This is a genomic window from Proteus sp. Marseille-Q3619, assembly GCF_965283115.1.
The window spans coordinates 1441042-1461388 of sequence record NZ_CBDIMP010000001.1 but is presented as its reverse complement, the minus strand read 5'-3'; the positions used below and the strand labels follow the sequence as shown (position 1 = coordinate 1461388).

The 20347-nt window shown below is 41.7% G+C and carries 16 protein-coding genes and 1 tRNA gene; 9 read left to right on the top strand and 8 right to left on the bottom strand.

The annotated features are described in order from the left end of the window. The first annotated feature begins 1 nt into the window (after position 1). The 4 genes from ACWPWK_RS06600 to ACWPWK_RS06585 are packed head-to-tail and all read left to right on the top strand — an operon-like array spanning position 2 to position 4942. On the top strand, positions 2–2005 hold the full coding sequence (locus tag ACWPWK_RS06600) for a phage tail-collar fiber domain-containing protein (RefSeq protein ID WP_109373048.1): 2004 nt from the start codon (positions 2–4) through the stop codon (positions 2003–2005). An 8-nt stretch (positions 2006–2013) separates the two neighbouring features. Next, complete coding sequence (locus tag ACWPWK_RS06595) at positions 2014–2736, top strand: hypothetical protein (protein WP_109373049.1); 723 nt, start codon at positions 2014–2016, stop codon at positions 2734–2736. Beyond that, positions 2708–3292, top strand: a complete 585-nt coding sequence (locus ACWPWK_RS06590; RefSeq protein WP_109373050.1) for a baseplate complex protein — start codon at positions 2708–2710, stop codon at positions 3290–3292. The genes ACWPWK_RS06595 and ACWPWK_RS06590 overlap by 29 nt, the downstream gene beginning before the upstream one ends. A 3-nt stretch (positions 3293–3295) precedes the next feature. Beyond that, on the top strand, positions 3296–4942 hold the full coding sequence (locus ACWPWK_RS06585; protein WP_454208562.1) for a hypothetical protein: 1647 nt from the start codon (positions 3296–3298) through the stop codon (positions 4940–4942). A gap of 501 nt (positions 4943–5443) precedes the next feature. Here ACWPWK_RS06585 and ACWPWK_RS06580 read toward each other — a convergent pair. The 5 genes from ACWPWK_RS06580 to rpsU all read right to left on the bottom strand — a co-directional run bounded on the left by ACWPWK_RS06580 (position 5444) and on the right by rpsU (position 10352). Continuing rightward, positions 5444–5668, bottom strand: a complete 225-nt coding sequence (locus ACWPWK_RS06580; protein WP_109373052.1) for a hypothetical protein — start codon at positions 5666–5668, stop codon at positions 5444–5446. Positions 5669–5838: 170 nt separating this feature from the next. Continuing rightward, a tRNA-Ile gene (locus ACWPWK_RS06575) sits at positions 5839–5915 on the bottom strand. A 317-nt stretch (positions 5916–6232) separates the two neighbouring features. Beyond that, positions 6233–8089: an RNA polymerase sigma factor RpoD gene (gene rpoD, locus ACWPWK_RS06570; RefSeq protein WP_109373053.1), complete on the bottom strand. Its 1857-nt coding sequence runs from the start codon at positions 8087–8089 to the stop codon at positions 6233–6235. Between the two features lie 186 nt (positions 8090–8275). Beyond that, a complete protein-coding gene (dnaG, locus tag ACWPWK_RS06565) occupies positions 8276–10024 on the bottom strand; it encodes a DNA primase (RefSeq protein WP_109373137.1) in 1749 nt (582 codons plus the stop codon). Between the two features lie 112 nt (positions 10025–10136). Next, positions 10137–10352 carry a 30S ribosomal protein S21 gene (rpsU, locus tag ACWPWK_RS06560; protein ID WP_001144069.1) on the bottom strand — a complete coding sequence of 72 codons (216 nt, stop codon included), beginning with the start codon at positions 10350–10352 and terminating at the stop codon, positions 10137–10139. Positions 10353–10694: 342 nt separating this feature from the next. Between rpsU and tsaD the strand changes: the two genes are divergently transcribed. Further along, on the top strand, positions 10695–11717 hold the full coding sequence (tsaD, locus tag ACWPWK_RS06555; protein WP_098941951.1) for a tRNA (adenosine(37)-N6)-threonylcarbamoyltransferase complex transferase subunit TsaD: 1023 nt from the start codon (positions 10695–10697) through the stop codon (positions 11715–11717). Between the two features lie 80 nt (positions 11718–11797). Here tsaD and plsY read toward each other — a convergent pair whose 3' ends face one another. After that, positions 11798–12454, bottom strand: a complete 657-nt coding sequence (gene plsY, locus ACWPWK_RS06550; protein ID WP_023582777.1) for a glycerol-3-phosphate 1-O-acyltransferase PlsY — start codon at positions 12452–12454, stop codon at positions 11798–11800. A gap of 104 nt (positions 12455–12558) precedes the next feature. Between plsY and folB the strand changes: the two genes are divergently transcribed. Then, a complete protein-coding gene (gene folB, locus ACWPWK_RS06545; RefSeq protein ID WP_109373054.1) occupies positions 12559–12909 on the top strand; it encodes a bifunctional dihydroneopterin aldolase/7,8-dihydroneopterin epimerase in 351 nt (116 codons plus the stop codon). Here the strand turns inward: folB and ACWPWK_RS06540 are convergent, their stop codons facing one another. Next, on the bottom strand, positions 12910–14148 hold the full coding sequence (locus ACWPWK_RS06540; RefSeq protein WP_109373055.1) for a multifunctional CCA addition/repair protein: 1239 nt from the start codon (positions 14146–14148) through the stop codon (positions 12910–12912). Positions 14149–14174: 26 nt separating this feature from the next. Beyond that, positions 14175–14795 carry a TIGR04211 family SH3 domain-containing protein gene (locus ACWPWK_RS06535; RefSeq protein WP_109373056.1) on the bottom strand — a complete coding sequence of 207 codons (621 nt, stop codon included), beginning with the start codon at positions 14793–14795 and terminating at the stop codon, positions 14175–14177. 219 nt (positions 14796–15014) lie between these two features. Here ACWPWK_RS06535 and ACWPWK_RS06530 point away from each other — a divergent pair, with 219 nt between their 5' ends. The 3 genes from ACWPWK_RS06530 to hldE all read left to right on the top strand — a co-directional run bounded on the left by ACWPWK_RS06530 (position 15015) and on the right by hldE (position 20325). Continuing rightward, on the top strand, positions 15015–15938 hold the full coding sequence (locus tag ACWPWK_RS06530) for a CYTH domain-containing protein (RefSeq protein WP_109373057.1): 924 nt from the start codon (positions 15015–15017) through the stop codon (positions 15936–15938). Between the two features lie 26 nt (positions 15939–15964). Continuing rightward, positions 15965–18805, top strand: a complete 2841-nt coding sequence (glnE, locus tag ACWPWK_RS06525) for a bifunctional [glutamate--ammonia ligase]-adenylyl-L-tyrosine phosphorylase/[glutamate--ammonia-ligase] adenylyltransferase (RefSeq protein ID WP_109373058.1) — start codon at positions 15965–15967, stop codon at positions 18803–18805. A 95-nt stretch (positions 18806–18900) separates the two neighbouring features. Next, positions 18901–20325: a bifunctional D-glycero-beta-D-manno-heptose-7-phosphate kinase/D-glycero-beta-D-manno-heptose 1-phosphate adenylyltransferase HldE gene (gene hldE, locus ACWPWK_RS06520; RefSeq protein WP_109373059.1), complete on the top strand. Its 1425-nt coding sequence runs from the start codon at positions 18901–18903 to the stop codon at positions 20323–20325. Positions 20326–20347 lie beyond the last annotated feature (22 nt).

Sequence of the window (20347 nt, the reverse complement as noted above, 5' to 3'; positions counted from 1 at the left end):
AATGTCACAATCTATTATTACAACGGCATTTGAGCGCTGGAAAGCCCAAGAGTCGATTGATGGAAACCTCATTGTGTTAGACGAATTCGTCTTTGCACATATCCCAAATTTAGAGCTTGAAAAACCGATTGACCGCAATGAAGGGTTGCCCGATGCAAAATATTTTGTGCATCGTCAAAGGGTGAATAAAGTCGGTGTCGTTAATCAAAATGCGGTGGCCTACTCGGTGACTATCGGTGCCGAAATCGGAGATTTTGATTTTAACTGGATTGGTTTATTAAATAAAAAATCAGGCACGGTGGCGATGATTGTGCATGCGCCTACCCAACGCAAAATTAAAACCCAAGCGGGGCAACAGGGCAACGTGTTAACCCGCTCTTTCTTGCTGGAGTATTTAGGTGCCAGCAAAGAAACGGCTATCAATACCCCTGCCGAAATGTGGCAGATTGATTTTACCGCAAGACTTTCTGGCATAGATGAAATGCAACGCCTGATTAATACCGACAGTTACGGTGAAGCTTCATTTTTTGGCGATGCTTTTTTAGTGGGTAAAACAGGGAATCAATATTTTGTCACAAAAGGTATTGGTTACATTGGTGGATTACGGGCGGAATTAACCTCAAATCAAAATATTACCGTACCCGCGGAAAATACTAAGGTTTATGCCGATGTGAGTTACCAAGGAAACATTACTAGTCGCTGGCAAACTCAGATTCAACTGACCGTTAAGCCTGATTTAAAAAACACTATCGATAATGCAGGTTTTCCGCATTTTGTGTTTGCGATTGCGTCTATTTCAGCAGATGGGCAAATTACCGATTTACGCCCTAAAGGAACACTGGATTTTCAACAATTAGATGATGCGTTAAAAGCGCACGAAAAATCCCGTAATCATCCTGATGCGACGTTGACGGCAAAAGGATTTACCCAACTAACGGATAAAACGGGCACTAGCCAAGCATTAGCTCCGACACAAAAATTAGTGACTGATTTGCATAATAGCGCCATGGCTTCAGCAAAGTCGGCGAATGACAATGCCAATACCCGATTACCGTCAACAGGAACGGCCGTTGCCTCGCAAAAACTGGCAACACCGCGCAAAATTTCGGGGGTGCCTTTTGATGGAACACAAGATATTACGTTAACGGCGGGAAATGTGGGGGCAGCTACGCCCGCACAAGTGAATGAAGCCAAAACTATGGCCACCAATGCACAAAATACGGCAAATAGAGCGGAGACTAAAGCCGATAATGCCCAAGGAACGGCAAATAGAGCCGAGACTAAAGCCGACAATGCCCAAAAGACAGCCAATGACGGCGTGAGTAAAGCCAATACCGCCCAAACCACAGCCAATAATGCCAATACCAATGCCAATGGTCGTGTGCCTAATACCCGTAAAGTGAATGGTAAGGCATTAAGTACTGATATTACGTTAACGGCTGGCGATGTGGGCGCATCCACGCCCGCACAAGTCAATGAAGCCAAAACCATGGCGACTAATGCACAAAATACGGCAAACAGTGCCGTCACTAAGGCTGATAATGCCCAAAGAACTGCCAATGACGGCGTGAGTAAAGCCAATACCGCCCAAACCACAGCCAATAATGCCAATACCAATGCGAATAGTCGTGTACCCAATACCCGTAAAGTCAATGGTAAACAGCTGAATACAGATATCACATTAAATGCGGGAGATGTGGGGGCACTGACAGAAGGGCAGGCAAATAATTTATACCTACCAAAAAAATGGATTGGGAGTATTCATAAAGGGCAAATAAATGAAGGGGAGTCTGTGAAAGTTTCGCATGATGTTAGGTGTCGCTCTCTCTATATTCGCACAGATAGAACAGATATAGGTGTAACAGAAATTCGTATTCCAGCGGATAACATTTTAGTCACTATCAATAATGGTGATAGATGGACTCGAATGAAGACAACAGAAAACGGAACCAGAATTCATTTAGTTGCATCTACGCTAATGATTTTAGAAATCTATTTGATGTGAGGTTGATAATGAAATGGCAACGTAAGCAGTTTTCACTATCAGGCGATTTAACAGGCGTTACCTGTTCGTTATTACCCGTTCACCCCTTTATTTATGGTGTTGGGCAAAATACCGCCACAGGCAGTTATTTAAGCCCCACCAATGCGATTAATTATATTGCGAATAAAATTCAGGGGGCGGGCGAGGTTGATATTGTCGTGACGATGATTTGCGCCCGTACTCATGACGAATTTATCAATGCAATTCAAGCCTTTTCGGGTGTGTTGCCTTTGCCTGTTTTTAGCCAAGTTGAACGTATGGCCAAAACAGCCGAAAGCCTGAATATCACCAAAATGCAGATACCCGCTAAGACCTTGGCGGGTATTCCTGAACCTCAAACGTTATCAACAAATAATAGCCGTGCAGTGGTTAATGCGGGATTAATTGAAAAGGCAAAAAGTGAAGCCTCAAGCGGGGCAAGTGTTGCTGGGTTACTTTCTAGCGTAAAAGGATTTGCGGAAAGTCGAAAAAACATTTTGCAAGGCATGGCAGATTCATTGGCGGGCTTGCTGGGAAAATCAACCACTGTTTGGGTGTTCCAGGGAAAAGGTAACGGTGCAGAATTAGCGGATAAAATGAAAAAAGAAATCCCTGAACAGGATGCGGTTTATACCTTGGCCACATTGTTTGCGGGCGATATTGATGTAATCAAAGGAATGATGCATGACACAGACACCACTCAACGAAAATAACACACCGAAAGTCAGTCAAATCATTACATTGGCGCTGGATGGTGAAGCCATTTTATTAAAAAACCTTACTGTTACCCCGTCCATGATGTATCAAGATAAAGACCAGTCGGGGCAGTCCTCAAGTACCGTCAACAGTGAGCAGGGTATCAAACCCAAAGAGCTACGTATCACGGGCACTATTCCTTTCACCGAAGAAAAAACGCTAACCCGTTTATTTGCGCTAGCTGAAGCCAAAGAAAATGGATTACTAAAACGCTATCGTGTCGCCAACCGTATGGCCAGCGCGATTAATTTTCGTCTTGGCACATTTACCAACGGTATTGATGCATCAAAGATGGACGGCAAGCAAGCCTGGCAAATCACCTTTACCTTACGTGAACATTTATCGGTGCCTGAAAAACGCGAGAGTCGTTCAGCAGGGCAGGTTAAAGGCAAAACACAAAATATGAGTGATAAGCCGAAAGCCAACGGCGAAGGAACGCTAGAACAAGAGCAGGAATTGAGCTGGTTTGAGAAAAATGTGTTGAAGCCCGTTAATGATGCTTTGGGGGATTAAAAGATGAAACCGATTAATCGACTTTATTTATCGGGTGATGAAACGCACCTTGTTGACGTGAAAATGGTGCTGGAATTATCCCAATGTGGTCGTGGATTTATTACTGCTAAAACCGATACTGATTACACAGGTAAATTGGTGCGTCTTGATATTGGCTACACGGATTTATTATTACGGTATTTCACGGGTTACGTGGAGCGTTCGCAACCGTCACAAAATGGTTTTCAAAAATTGTTCGTGCGCGAATTGGTTGGCGTATTCGACAGAATGTGGCCATGCTCTTTTCAGCATCCCACCTTAAAACAGATCACCGATTATCTAAAAGAGCACAGCGGATTACATTTTGTGTTACCGGATGCCGAATATGTGAATACCCCTATTCCACATTACACTCATAACGGTACGGGTTATCAATTATTAAATAGCCTGGGAAAAGTCTTCAATATTCCCGATTATGTTTGGTATCAAACGCCAGACGGTGACGTGTTCGTAGGAAGCTGGAATGATTCATTTTGGAAAGATAAAGAGATTGAAATAGACAATCAGTTTTCTTCTGAACAACGTGCGGGTAATCAAATGACCATCCCCATGGTGCAAAGTTTACGCCCTGGTGTGAAAGTGAATGATAAACGCTTAGAGCGTGTGGCGCTGGATAACGACAATATGACGCTAACGTGGATCAGCCCCGATGCCATTACAGGACGAGCCGAAAACCGCACCATAGCACAACAACAAATTGATAATGCCTACCCCGAGCTTTCGGCAGGATTGCACTTGCCGAAATTTGCCCGTGTTGAAGCACCCACCGAAAACACTACCGCGGGGGATATTTCTGATCCATTCAGACCAAAATATGCGGTTGATGTGCAAATGGTTGATGCCGACGGCAATGATGTGGCACCCGTTTATCACGCGGTGCCGTTACCGTTGCCCATGGCAGGCAATGAGTCGGGGGTGTTTCAATATCCGCCTGTGGGTTCAATGGTTGAAATTGCGTTTGAAAATGGCCGTGCAGATAAGCCCTTTATTCGTCAAGTGCTAAGTCATGGCAATACCTTGCCCGACATTAAGCCAGGCGAACAACTGCAACAGCAACGCCAAGAGGTATCACAACGGGTTACGCAGGACGGCACATGGCATCGTCAAACTGACCAGAAAATTATTGAAGAGTCGATGCATCGTGAAGTTAAAACCGACACAGAAAATCGCACCGTTATCACCAGAGAAACCACAGTACAAGCTACCGATAAAACGACAGTCATTGGCACAAGCACGTTAATGGCAGGTGCCATTATGCAAATTGCTGAAGGTGACTTTAGCCAAGCAACGCAAGCCAATAAAGTTGTGGCGGTTGGTAAAAATATGACGGTTGATGTTGGTCAGAAACTGGAGGAAAAAATCGGGGCAGTGCGTTCGAGTATTGCAGGCGCGATGCAAAAAATCATGGCACCGGTTGTTTATCTGGGTAATGAACAATTGAATGTGATGCAGTGCATGTTAGATACGCTAGATGTGGTGAATGAGTTGGCCACACTCACGGCAAACCATACCCATAACAACACGGGCAGTCCGTTAAATGCCTCAGCCATTAGCAACACAGGCACCAAATCAACAGGGCTTAAGCAGAAGTATTCACCTGTCATTGGGTGATAAAATCGTTACCATCCTTGCCCGCGCTTGCGGGCTTTTTTATGCCCTCAATATAGCCACGCCTACGCCATTATAAGGCGCTCAATTCTCATAATACATCTGCGTTAGCTCAAAATGGATCGCATCGATAGCGTGCGACACAGTGCGCATAATCCCCACGAAATAAAATCATTCACCACGTAAAACGCACTAATCCGCACCCGCCTGCACAATTTGGATCTAAAAATTATTTCAGTTTGAATTTTTTACAAAACATATTGCGAGGGCGTGCTGTGATTGGGTTCTTTGCGTAAGCGTCAAACTGAAATGATTGAAAAAGATTTCAGGTTATTTCAGTTTGAGACATAGAAAAAGGATCGCGATAAAAAAATAACGCATTGATAGTAAAAGAAATTTCATGCTTTACGCGGGGGTAATGATCTAAATAAAAAACCAGAGAAAATAAAATAACTCTGGTTAATCATGAAGGTAGTATTTTTTGAGACTGAAATAGTTAGGGAATTAGTTAATTCCTGCAATGACGCAACGAACTCTATCATCACTGATTAAATCACAATCACGTGCAATGGGGTAGTATTTCCCATTATATGGAAAATACTCAATAGGTCTTTCTCTAATATCTTTAGGAACTAAAGAAATATCAGTTATTTGTACTGTGGTATCTTTATCATCGACGCTTTTGATTTCTGTTGTGCTATCTGATTTTATAATAAGAACATTTTTCATTATTAGTATTCCTTTAGTTTATTTCTTAACTATATAAAGGTTTAGCATAATTATAAGAATGTAAGGTTAAATAATATTTCTTATGGGGCAAAAATGGGGCAACGGTTCATATAAACAAAAAAGCCACTTGCTAAGAAGTGGCTTAATGTGCTGATTTAACAGCTAAAATTTGGTGGCCCCTACTGGACTTGAACCAGTGACCAAGCGATTATGAGTCGCCTGCTCTAACCAACTGAGCTAAGGGGCCTTAATGGAGTGTGATTATACGTGCCATTTGGCACGAGGTCTAGCCTTTGAATGACTGTATGCGCAAATTCTGTTCAATCTAAACAATAAAAAAATAAAACAGAGAATAACTGTGATATCAATAACATAGAGTAACGATTTATGGATAAGCTTACGCACAGGTACAATAATATAAATAATAAGGCTATTTTTTATAAATATATGTAGGTGAAATCTATCGTAGATTAGATAGATTGTAGATACCGTATCGAAATTCCATAAAAAAACGCCTGTGATATCACAGGCGTTTGTTATAACTTTTATTGAAAAGTAAGTCGATTACTCATCAAGGAAGCTGCGTAACACTTCAGAACGGCTTGGGTGGCGTAATTTACGCAGTGCCTTCGCTTCAATCTGACGAATACGTTCACGGGTAACATCAAACTGTTTACCCACTTCTTCCAAGGTATGGTCGGTATTCATATCGATACCAAAACGCATACGCAGGACTTTCGCTTCACGCAATGTTAAGCCTGCTAACACTTCGTGAGTTGCTGAACGTAAGCTTTCTGATGTTGCAGAATCCAGTGGTAATTCGAGAGTAGTATCCTCGATAAAATCACCTAAATGTGAATCTTCATCGTCACCGATTGGGGTTTCCATGGAGATTGGTTCTTTAGCGATTTTCAGTACCTTACGGATCTTGTCTTCAGGCATCAGCATGCGTTCTGCAAGTTCTTCTGGTGAAGGCTCACGCCCCATCTCTTGCAACATTTGACGAGAGATACGGTTCAGTTTATTAATCGTTTCGATCATGTGAACAGGGATACGGATTGTACGCGCCTGATCAGCGATTGAACGAGTAATTGCCTGACGGATCCACCATGTTGCATAAGTTGAGAACTTATAACCACGACGGTATTCAAATTTATCAACCGCTTTCATCAGACCAATATTCCCTTCCTGAATCAGGTCAAGGAACTGTAAGCCACGGTTGGTATATTTTTTCGCGATAGAGATAACGAGACGTAAGTTCGCTTCGACCATCTCTTTTTTCGCACGACGTGCTTTTGCTTCACCGATAGACATACGACGGTTAATATCTTTAACCTGTTCGATTGTCAGTCCAGTTTCAACTTCAATTTGTTGCAGTTTTTGTAAGCTGCGTTGTACTTCTTCTTCAATACCTGCCAGTTTTTCAGACCAAGGCTTATTCATTGCACGAGCAGCAGTGAACCATGTGTCATTGGTTTCGTTACCTGTAAACAGCGTAATGAAGTTTTTCTTTGGCATCTTAACTTGATCAACACAAAGACGCATGATGTGACGTTCTTGTGCACGAACTCTGTCCATCATGTCACGCATATTGTTAACCAAATAATCAAACTGTTTCGGTACTAAACGGAACTGTTTGAAAATTTCAGATAATAATAAGATTTCAAGCTCTGTATCTTTGTGGTTGCGACCTTTCGCCTTGATAGTTTGGCGAGTTTTTTCATATTGCTCACGAAGCTCAGTAAACTTCTGACGCGCTAATTCAGGATCGATGCTGTTATCATCATCGCTATCGCTGTCATTATCGCCATCTTCATCTTCGTCTTCATCTTCGTCTTCAGCGCTGTTGTCAACTTCATCATCATCTTTGCCTAAGTTGACATCTTCACTTTCTGCCATTTCTTCGGCATTAGGGTCAATAAACGCAGTAATTAAATCTGAAAGACGTGCTTCGCCAGCTTCAACGCGATCATACTGTTCAAGAAGATAAGTAATTGCTTCAGGATATTCTGCAACGGAACATTGAACTTGGTTAATACCATCTTCAATGCGTTTTGCGATATCAATTTCACCTTCCCGGGTGAGCAGTTCAACGGTACCCATTTCGCGCATATACATACGCACAGGGTCGGTTGTACGGCCAATCTCAGATTCTACACTAGAAAGTACCTGAGCTGCGGCTTCTGCAGCATCATCATCAGTATCATTTGAATTTTCTGCCAGCATCAGATCATCGGCGTCAGGTGCTTCTTCCATAACCTGAATGCCCATGTCGTTAATCATCTGGATGATGTCTTCGATTTGATCTGAATCGACGATATCTTCCGGCAGATGGTCATTGACCTCAGCATAGGTCAGGTAGCCTTGCTCCTTACCTTTAGTAACAAGTAGCTTCAGCTGTGACTGCGGGTTTTGCTCCATAAGACGGTATCCACACTTCAAAGTAATTTGGGTTGGTGTCGGTCGGCGATAACTGTTCAGCCAACAATAACTACGGAGGGGCATTTTCATTGTCGATTGCTACGGTCCCCTCAGCGTAGCAAATGTAGGTTTTTAGTACCTACCGATAGCGGCAATTAAGCCGTGTTTTTAATCTTAATTCTGTATTTACTTTTTAACGCGTGCCTGTATTATCAATTGGACTTCTTCGCGTTCATCTTGCGTTAGGCCTTCTGTTCTCTCTTTCGCAATAAGCGTGTTTAAACGTTCATCCATTGCGGTTAAAAAAAGATGATCTAACGTGTCTGTAAAGGTTTTTTCTGCAATCTCATCTATATCTATATCGTTCCACATTGCCAATTTTTCAAGCTGTTTACCGAATTTATTCTCTCTATAGAGTTCGATAATCTGTCCCGTATTTAGGCCAGGTTGTGCTTGGCAAACAGAAACTAATTCAATAAAAAGTGATAGACCTGCAATTTTTTCTGTACTTAATCCCTCGAGAGGGGGCACTAATTTAGAGAATTCTGGGTTTTGTATCAATAGGGCAATCAATATACGCATCGGTGTTGTGCGTAATTTTGTCGGTTGATACGATAACTCGTGATTAACCGGCGTTCTACCAAATAAACGATCCATCTGCTCAATATCGGGATTTCCCGTTAAGCTTCCAAGCTCTCTTAATAAATATAGACGTAAAGTTTCACTTGGGATCTTATCTATTAATGGTCTGGCTAAACTATATAGCTTACCATTGCCTTCTTGAGTACTCAGATCCACTTGAGGAACGAGTGAATCAAATAAAAATTCTGATAATGAATGTGCTTGTTCCATACGTTTTTCAAAAGCTTCTTTACCTTCACGACGAACCAATGAATCGGGATCATCACCTTCGGGTAAAAACATAAAACGTAAAGAGCGACCGTCATTTAAAAAAGGAAGGGCGGTTTCTAATGCTCGCCATGCAGCATCACGTCCAGCTCTATCTCCATCATAGCAGCAAATAATGTTATCCGTTGTCCGAAAGAGCAACTGGATATGTTCTGCTGTGGTGGAGGTTCCTAATGAGGCAACGGCATAATCAATACCAAACTGCGCTAATGCCACAACATCCATATAACCTTCAACAACTAATAGCTTTGTGACGTTATTATTAGATTGTTGCGCTTCATAAAGTCCGTAAAGTTGACGTCCTTTATGGAATATCTCTGTTTCTGGTGAGTTTAAGTATTTAGGTAAATCATCACCTAAAACACGCCCACCAAAGGCAATAACACGACCACGTCTATCTCGGATAGGAAACATGACTCGTTGGCGAAAACGATCATAAGTGCGACCATTATCGTTAGTTATTACCATACCCGCTTCAAGAAGTAAGGCTTTATTATCGGCACTTTGACCAAAACGTTTTAGGACGTTATCCCAACCTGTTGGTACAAATCCAATAGAAAAACGGGTAATAATATCTTCACTAAGCCCACGATGCGCAAGGTAGTTTCTTGCTTCCTGTGCATCAGGTTTATTGAGAGCGCTACTATAATACTGATTCAATTTCTCCATCACTTGATAGAGATTTTGTCTTATATGTCGTTCAATAGGGCTACTGCTTGTTCCTGATTCATAAGGAACTTCTAACCCATGCATTGCTGCTAACTCTTCAATGGTTTCGACAAAATCGAGTCTGTCGTAATTCATCAAAAAATCAATAGCATTGCCATGCGCGCCGCAACCAAAACAGTGGTAAAACTGTTTGTCGCTATTTACTGTGAAAGAGGGCGTTTTTTCATTATGAAACGGACAACACGCTGAATGATTTTTGCCTTGTTTTTTTAACGGCACACGAGCGTCGATAAGATCGATGATATCGGTTCGAGCTAGCAAATCATTGATAAATGAACGTGGAATTCGTCCAGCCATAAGCCCTTTTACGCCTGTTGTTGAACGAGAATAAGCCGCGCTCTCAGAAGAAAGCACGGCCTTTAACTGCGACTACAGTGTCTGCATACGTTGCGGTATAAGCCGCAAAATATTAGTACAGACGAGTACGACGTGCGTTTTCGCGAGCTAATTTTTTAGCGTGACGTTTTACTGCTGATGCTTTAGCGCGTTTACGTTCAGTCGTTGGTTTTTCATAAAACTCACGACGACGAACTTCTGCTAATACGCCTGCTTTTTCACAAGAGCGTTTGAAACGACGAAGAGCAACGTCAAATGGCTCGTTTTCACGTACTTTGATTACCGGCATGTGCCTCTCACCTCAATAGAAATCGGTTTGCGCTGGCATTATTTAAGCCAGCCGACATTTAAAATGGTGCGGAATTTTACTTCAAAGCAGGGCACTTTGTAAAGAGATGCACAAAATTGAAACGCAAACTCTCACTTTTGTGTCTTTTTAATAAGTACACAAAAAGCGACAGTCGCTAACCACACATTTAAATCACTTAAAATAGGTGAATAATTATAGACCAGAAAAAGGAATTTGTCACATGCTGGTATGTAAAAGATGTTGCGAAGGCGTATAAAATCACCGAAATAATGATACAATCGATTCATTACGCGAGTTAGCGAAGAAGAATTTGGAAGCGTCATGCGAGTTTTAGGTATTGAAACATCTTGCGATGAAACCGGTATCGCAATCTATGATGATAAAGCCGGCCTATTAGCGAATCAACTTTATAGCCAGATTAAACTGCACGCCGATTATGGTGGGGTAGTTCCTGAGCTTGCTTCACGGGATCATATCCGTAAAACAGTACCTCTTATTCAAGCGGCACTGAAAGAAGCAAATCTTACGGCGCAAGATATTGATGCGGTTGCTTATACTGCTGGCCCCGGTCTTGTTGGCGCGTTGCTTGTAGGGGCAACTATTGGACGCTCATTAGCTTTTGCGTGGGATGTCCCAGCTATTCCTGTTCATCATATGGAAGGCCACTTATTGGCTCCAATGCTTGAAGAGAAAACACCAGAGTTTCCATTTGTGGCACTTTTGGTTTCTGGTGGCCATACACAGTTAATTAGTGTGACGGGAATTGGCGAATACACCTTATTAGGTGAATCTATTGATGATGCTGCTGGCGAAGCTTTTGATAAAACGGCAAAACTACTGGGATTAGATTATCCTGGTGGTCCAGTATTATCGAAAATGGCGCAACAAGGCACAGAAGGTCGCTTTGTCTTTCCTCGACCAATGACAGATAGACCTGGACTTGATTTTAGTTTCTCGGGTTTAAAAACCTTTGCCGCTAATACTATTCGTCAAAATGATGATTCAGACCAAACTCGCGCTGATATTGCACGGGCATTTGAAGATGCGGTTGTTGATACGCTTGCGATAAAATGTCGTAGAGCGTTAGAACAAACAGGCTTTAAACGTTTGGTGATGGCGGGTGGTGTAAGTGCTAATCGTACATTACGTGCAAAAATGGAAACCGTAATGAAGCAATTAGGTGGCGAAGTTTTTTATGCGCGTCCTGAATTGTGTACTGATAATGGTGCAATGATTGCACTAGCAGGAATGATCCGCTTTAAAGGCGGTACAGAAGGTCCATTAAGCGTAACAGTAAGACCGCGTTGGCCTTTAGCTGAGTTGCCAGCACTTGAAAATAAGTAGCGCGTCAGTACGTCAGTAGTAAAAGAAAAGCCACTGAAAAGTGGCTTTTTTATCCATCCTATCTTTACGATTTGGTGAGGTTAATCTTCTTTTTCTTGCTCTTTAGCTTCTTGAATGATCTCTTTTTCTGTTTTTTCAGTCTTTTTCTTTAATTTATGCCAGATACGGCTCTCTTGACCACGCCATAAACGTTGAATATTGTCGTGATGACGGTAAAGTACCAGACATGATAATAAAGCAACGGGATAAGTGAATTCTGGTTTAAACCACCAAACATAAAAAGGGGCAAGCAGTGCGCTGATAATCGCACCAAGCGATGAATAGCCACTCAGTAAGACGGTGAGTAACCACGTTCCTGCGATAAGCCCACTTAAATCCCAACCAATGGCAGCGATAGCACCAAATGCAGTGGCTACACCTTTTCCGCCTTTAAAGTGGAAAAAAACAGGATAAATATGACCTAGACAAGCTGCTATTGCGACAATACCGAGGTAAAAAGGAGGCACATTTAAGTAATAGGCGAGCCAAACAGGGATCATCCCTTTTAGGACGTCACAGATAAGAACGGCTGCTGCAGCTGCCTTTCCTCCAATACGTAGGACGTTGGTTGCTCCGGGATTGCCAGAGCCAAATTTTCTTGGATCAGGTAGTCTTGCCAGTCGGCAAATCAATATCGCGCTGGAGATTGAGCCGCACAAGTAGGCGAAGATGATCATTCCAAGTGCGTTAGCACTCATTTGTATTCTCCAATGTTTATGTAAGTTCGTTAGGCATGTATGGATAATACGCATATTTCATCGGAAGTGGTATCCGATGAGCAGAAAAAATAAGAGATGACGTGATGGATATCGTATTTATTGAGCAATTATCAGTAATAACCACAATCGGTGTTTATGATTGGGAAAAAACCATAAAACAAAAATTAGTGTTCGATATCGAAATGGAATGGGATAACAAACGCGCATCCCAAACCGATGATGTGGTTCATTGTTTAGATTATGCCAGTGTGAGCAATGCAATTATTGACTATGTTGAGACTCGACGTTTTGAATTAGTTGAACGTGTTGCTGAAGAAGTGGCACAGCTATTGATAACGCACTTTGCTGTACCAAGAGTAAAAATTAAATTAGCGAAACCAGGAGCTGTTGCACAAGCCACAAATGTAGGTGTGATTATTGAGCGTAAAGCTTAATTAGCGCTGTTCCTGATTAAGTCGCGATTTCCATTTTATAATCGCGGCTTCTCGTTGCTTGGTTAGCGCATCTCGTATTGCACTGCCTTTTAATCTACTTTCAATGATTGGCTTAATATCCACATTATTTGCAACAAGGAAAGCTTGGCAAAGAAACGCACGTTGTGGATAAGCAATATTTTCTAAGCCCTTACGTCCTCTCGCATCGGCTTCACTCACCATTGCAAGTTGTTCAACACGTTCTGGTTTTCGCCATGCATCAATAGCATCAAATAAGCGGATTATTTTAGAAGGGCGCATTCTATCAATACGATGGATATGATCATGAAATCTTGCCGTTAAACGCGCGAGATCACGGATATGATTAGGAATACGATAACGTTGACACAAGGCTTCAACTAAAGGCACACCCGCAGGGCCATGACCGTGATGATGAGGCCAATTTTCAGGAGGTGTTAATCCTTTTCCCAAATCATGGCATAAGGCACTAAAGCGTACCGCAATATCGTCTGTTAATTGACTGGCGATATTAAGTACCATCATGGCATGAATGCCTGTATCGATTTCTGGGTGCCATTTTTCAGGAGCAGGTATACCAAACAAAGCATCAATTTCAGGAAAAAGAACGCTTAAAGCACCACATTGACGTAAAACTTCAAAATAGACTTGAGGCGCGGGGCTCTCAAGAGCTTTTTCAGTCTCTTTCCAAACACGTTCAGCAGTCAGTGCATTTAACTCACCACTTTGTGCCATCGTCTTCATTAATTGCAGTGTTTCAGGTGCAATATTAAATCCTAAAGGCGCAAACCGTGCCGCAAAACGTGCAACTCGCAAAACTCTTAACGGATCTTCTGAAAATGCCTCAGAAACATGGCGAAGTTGTCTCGCATTGATGTCATCTATGCCGTGGTAAGGATCGACATATCCGCCATCAACGGAATAAGCGATAGCGTTAATAGTGAGATCACGACGCGCAAGATCGTCTTCTAATGTGACATCGGGTGCTGCATAGCAAGTGAATCCCGTGTAACCTGAGCCTGATTTTCGTTCTGTGCGCGCAAGGGCATATTCTTCATGAGTATCTGGATGAAGAAAAACAGGAAAATCTTTGCCTACTTGTTGATAGCCTTGTTGTAATAGCATTTGAGGTGTTGCACCAACAACAACCCAATCTCTGTCTTTTACTGGCATCTGTAACAGTTGGTCGCGTACAGCGCCACCAACAAGATATATATTCACGGGATCACTGTTCCTTTGGTTGGATATTAGTTCATCCAACGATCATTACGTTTACGACGACGCGGAATAATATGTGGAAGGATCAGACCAAAGACAAGACCTGCACCAGCAACACCACCACCATACATAAACCACTGTAAGATGATATCGCGTTGTCTGTCATCTAATTGTTGATTAGCAAAATCGAGTTTTTTCTCTGCGACAGCGAGCTTAGTTCTCATTTGTTCATTTTCTTTTTTCAAGCCATTGATGATGTCATCACTGTTTGAAACTTTATTTTGCATATCTATTGTACGTTGATTCCAACTTTGGTCGATATTCGCCAGTTTGTCGCGCAGTGTTTGGATCTCTTTTTCCATTGCAGGAATGCGAGTACGCATGCTTGGCTGAGCACTCAGTTGGCTTTCAGGTATCCAAACAGTACGATCTTTATCGTCTTTAATTTGTACGTAGCCCGTTGCTGCATTACGAGAAAGTACAGTGACTGTTGAGCCAGAATTTAAAGAGCCAACAATTCGATACTGATTTCCTGGTCCACTATGCACATAAGTGGATAATTCATCGGAAACATAACGAGTTTCTGCGTGTGAGCTCAGAGAAAAGCCTAAGCCAAGTAAGGAAAGAAAAAGTAAGGGTAATTTTCGCATTATGTTTTCAACTTTTTTATCTATACAAGAGAATATTTTTACTGATACTAAAGAGTAAAGTTTGCGTAAGCAAATAGTAAACCAGAATGAGAACAGTCTTAACTGGTAGAATATAGGGATAATCTGCCTTTTATTCATTATTGTTATTAGGCTATCACTTGCAAAATGAAAATGCGTCAAATATTTTACTAATCAATTGATTTACTTAAGGGAAATAGAATGAGCCAATTAGAAACTGAACTCAAAATGAGTGCCATACCTGCCGCTATTCCTCACATTATTCAGCGCATTCTGACTCTACCTCATCAGCATACTGCACCCAAAAAGCTGACTAATCTTTACTTTGAAACCGCAGATAATCAAATTCGTCGCTGGGATATGGGGCTGCGTATTCGTGGTGTTGATGAACGTTATGAAATGACAATTAAAACTGCCGGTAAAGTCGTTGCTGGTTTGCATCAACGTCCAGAATATAACGTGGAATTAGAACAACCTAAATTAGATCTAGCACGCTTCCCAGCAGAAATCTGGCCTGAAAATACCGACCTTACACAATTAGAGTCTCAACTTGATGTGCTGTTTAATACGAACTTTTACCGTGAAATTTGGTTGGTGGATTTTCAAGATAGCCAAATTGAAGTGGTGTTAGATAAAGGTGCTGTTCGCACTCATCAATATGAGTTGCCCATTGAAGAGTTCGAGTTAGAACTCAAAAAGGGCAATGTGTCGGATGTTATCGCATTAGCGACTTATTTAGGTGAAAAGGGCGGATTGCGTCTTGCTTCTCGCAGTAAGGCGGCTCGAGGCTACTATTTGGCGAAAGATAAACCTGCATTATCGTTGAGTGTGGTGAATCTTTCTCCTAGTGATACAACGGCTCAGCAATTGACTAAATGGTTAAGTGCGATACAGGCATTAGAAGAAGCGATTTTTGCCAATCCGACGCCACCAACAATTACCATGCCTGCCATGTTGGCATTATTTTCAGATTGGTGCAAAAAACAGTCTGATTTGCCTAGATCTATGGAACAATCACTCAATGCGATTTCGCCGTTAACATTTACAACAGCAACCGACTATTATCATGTTTTATGGTTGAATTTTAAGTTATCTTCTATGGCATGGTTACTGTCTATTGCTTAATTTCCTGACAACTTGAGAGTCTATTTATGTCTGTTATTGGTGTATTTCAACAATTGTGGAATAAAGCACAGTGTGGGTTCTCTTCTCAATTGAATGCGTTAGCGCCTTTTAGTGAACAAGAACAACAGTTTTTTGCTTTTACCCCCTTTGCAACAGAGCATTTGCGCGTTAATCCTCAATGGTTGACTGATATCAGGCAAAATCCGCCAACGAGTGTGGAATGGCAGAGTTATGAGCCTCAATTGACAGCAAAATTAGCCGATATTGATAATGAAGATGACGTTATGCGAGTTTTACGCCAATTTCGTCATCAACAATTAGTGCGCATTGCATGGCTACAATTTTTTCAATTAGCCGATATTCCTTGTGTGCTAAAACATTTGAGTGTATTAGCTGAAACATTAATTTGTGGCGCAAGAGATACGCTTTATCAGCAATGTTGCCAACAATGGGGAACGCCTTGTGATAATGAGGGAAAACCTCAGCCATTACTGATTTTAGGAATGGGAAAACTAGGTGGGTTTGAACTTAACTTTTCTTCTGATATCGACTTAATTTTTGCCTATCCTGAAAATGGGTTTACACAAGGTGGACGACGAGAATTAGATAATGCGCAGTTTTTTACGCGCTTAGGTCAAAAGCTGATTAAAGCGCTGGATCAGCATACTATTGATGGTTTTGTCTACCGCGTTGATATGCGGTTACGTCCTTTTGGCGAAAGTGGGCCTTTGGTAATGAGCTTTGCAGCACTGGAAGATTATTATCAAGAGCAAGGGCGCGATTGGGAACGTTACGCCATGATCAAAGCACGCGTTTTAGGGGCAGAAAAGAAAGAGTATTGCCAAGTATTGCGCCAAATGTTGCGTCCTTTTGTTTATCGTCGTTATATTGATTTTAGTGTTATTCAATCACTTAGAAATATGAAATCCATGATAAGTCGTGAAGTTCGTCGTCGTGGCATGATTGATAATATAAAATTAGGCTCTGGTGGTATTCGTGAAATCGAATTTATTACGCAAGTTTTTCAGCTAATTCGTGGTGGTAGAGAGCCTGAGCTTCAAAGCAATTCATTATTAACGGTGCTTAACGTTATTGCGAAACTTGAATTACTCACCGCAGAAGAAACGGCACAATTGGCTGAAAGCTACCTTTTTCTTCGCCGATTAGAAAATCTTTTACAGTCTATTGGTGATCAACAAACCCAAGCCTTACCTGAAAGTGAAGAAGATAAAGCCAGATTGACTTTGGCAATGGGATTTGATGATTGGAAAGCGCTTTATCAAGAAATTAATCACAAGATGCAGGCTGTTTCCGTAATTTTCACGCAATTAATTGGTGAAGAAGACGAAAACGATGATGAAGACGATATCTCTGAATTTAAGCGTCTTTGGTTACTTGGTCGCTTGCCTGAAACATCGTCATTATTTCATGAAACATTAACCAGTGAAGCGCTTGAGGCAATAAATCAGACGTTGCAGAATTTTCGCCAAGATATTGGCAAGCGAACCATTGGGCCGAGAGGACGCGATGTTCTTGATGCCTTAATGCCAAAACTATTGGCTAAAATTTGCCAGCAACCCCTTACTTTAGTGACACTACAACGTGTGACGCCTTTGCTATTAAGCATTGTGAGTCGTACAACGTATTTAGAGTTGATGCAAGAGTCGGATGAAGTTTTAACGCATGTTATACGACTCTGTGCAGCATCTCCGATGATTGCTGAACAATTAGCGCTTCATCCTTTACTATTAGATGAATTACTTGATCCTAATTCTCTCTATCAACCTTTACCTTTAGATGCGTATCGTGATGAATTACGTCAATATTTATTACGTGTACCAGAAGAAGATGAAGAGCAACGATTAGAAGCATTACGCCAGTTTAAGCAAGCCCAATTACTACGCATCGCCGCTGAAGATATTACAGGTGTATTGCCAGTAATGAAGGTTAGTGATCACTTAACATATTTAGCGGAAGCTATTATTCATGCTGTTGTTTATCAAGCTTGGTCATATATGGTGAAACGTTATGGTGAACCTGAACATTTAGCTCATCGTGATGGGCTGGGTTTTGCGGTGATTGGATACGGTAAATTGGGGGGATGGGAGTTAGGATATAGCTCTGATTTGGACTTGGTCTTTTTATTAGATTGTCCAATAAACACTGTGACAACAGGGGCAAAAAAGATTGATGCCCGCCAGTTTTATCTGCGTTTAGCACAGCGTATTATCCATTTGTTTAGTACCAGAACATCTTCTGGTGTGTTGTATGAAGTCGATGCGCGTTTACGTCCTTCGGGTGAATCAGGTATGTTGGTTAGTACTATTCAAGCTTTTGATGAATATCAGAAAAATGAAGCTTGGACTTGGGAGCATCAAGCTTTAATTCGCGCTAGAATGATTTATGGCGATGATAAATTACAACAGATGTTTTCACGTATTCGTCATGAAACGTTATGCCTTTCTCGTGATGCTGATGTGTTACAAAATGAAGTACGCGATATGCGTAAAAAAATGGTGCAACATCTTGCACCAACACAAGCCGATAAGTTTGATTTAAAAACCTCATCTGGCGGTATTACTGATATTGAATTTATCGCGCAATATTTAGTATTGCGTTTTTCTCACCAATACCCTGCTTTAACTCGTTGGTCTGATAATGTGCGTATTTTTGAGTTAATGGCAAAGCATCAAGTGATGGATGAAGATGAAGCTCTCGCTTTAACACATGCTTATGTCACATTGCGTAATGAATTACATCATCTGGCGTTACAAGCATTACCTGCCATTGTGGATAATCATTGTTTTATCGCAGAGCGAGAGTGTGTATTAAAAAGCAAATTGAAGTGGCTTGGTGAACAAGAGTAATGGTTTGTTGGCATGAAGTCTTATGTGTATCTCTTTTTGCCTAACAAGTTATGGTATTATTTCGGCTTATTTTGAAAATAAATGTGGAGTATGGGATGAAAGTAACGCTACCGGATTTTAATAAGGCCAATGTGTTGGTTGTCGGTGACGTCATGTTAGACCGCTATTGGTATGGCCCAACAAGTCGAATTTCACCAGAAGCCCCAGTGCCAGTGGTTAAAGTTGATACCACAGAAGAGCGACCAGGTGGTGCAGCAAACGTTGCGATGAATATTGCGTCTCTTGGTGCTAATTCGCGTTTAGTGGGTTTAACAGGTATTGATGAAGCCGCAAAAGCATTGAGCAATACATTAAATCAGGTCAATGTGCGTTGTGATTTTGTCTCTGTTGCGACACACCCAACGATCACAAAATTACGTGTACTTTCACGTAATCAGCAATTAATCCGTCTTGATTTTGAAGAAGGATTTAGCAATGTTGATCCTCAACCTATTTATGAACGTATTCAGCAAGCATTACCTTCTATTGGCGCATTGGTTTTATCTGACTATGCCAAAGGGGCACTTTCTCATGTTCAAGAGATGATCCAACTGGCAAAAAAAGCTGGTGTACCTGTATTAATCGATCCTAAGGGATCAGATTTTGAACGCTATCGCGGTGCGACGCTATTAACGCCAAATATGTCTGAATTTGAACAAGTGGTTGGTGTTTGTAAAACTGATGATGAGCTGGTGGAAAAAGGGACTCAATTAGTTCGAGATTTAGATCTTGAAGCGTTGCTGATCACTCGCTCAGAGCGAGGAATGAGCTTACTGCGTGCTAATGAAGCTCCATTGCATTTACCAACCCAAGCCCAAGAAGTTTATGATGTAACAGGTGCAGGTGATACAGTAATTGGCGTATTAGCAACCTCTTTAGCTGCTGGCAAACCTTTAGGTGAAGCCTGTTTCCTTGCTAACGCAGCGGCAGGCGTTGTTGTGGGTAAATTAGGGACATCAACGGTATCACCTATTGAGCTTGAAAATGCTATTCGTGGTCGAGCTGATAACGGGTTTGGCATGATGGAGGAAGAACAATTAAAACAAGCCGTCGAATTAGCGCGTCAGCGCGGTGAGCGTATTGTGATGACAAATGGTTGTTTTGATATTCTTCATGCAGGTCATGTTAGCTATTTAGCGAATGCACGTAAATTAGGAGATCGCCTTATTGTTGCGGTAAATAGTGATGCGTCTACTAAGCGCTTAAAAGGTGAAAGTCGTCCTGTTAACCCATTAGAACAGCGTATGACTGTGTTGGGCGCATTAGGTGCTGTCGATTGGGTTGTTGCGTTTGAAGAAGATACACCACAGCGCTTAATTGCCTCTGTATTACCGGATATCTTAGTTAAAGGTGGCGATTATAAGCCTGAAGACATCGCAGGTAGCAAAGAAGTTTGGGCAGCAGGCGGTGAAGTAAAAGTGCTGAATTTTGAAGACGGCATTTCTACAACAAATATTATTAATGCGATTAAAAAGAAATAATGGCATTTATAAAAATGAAAGG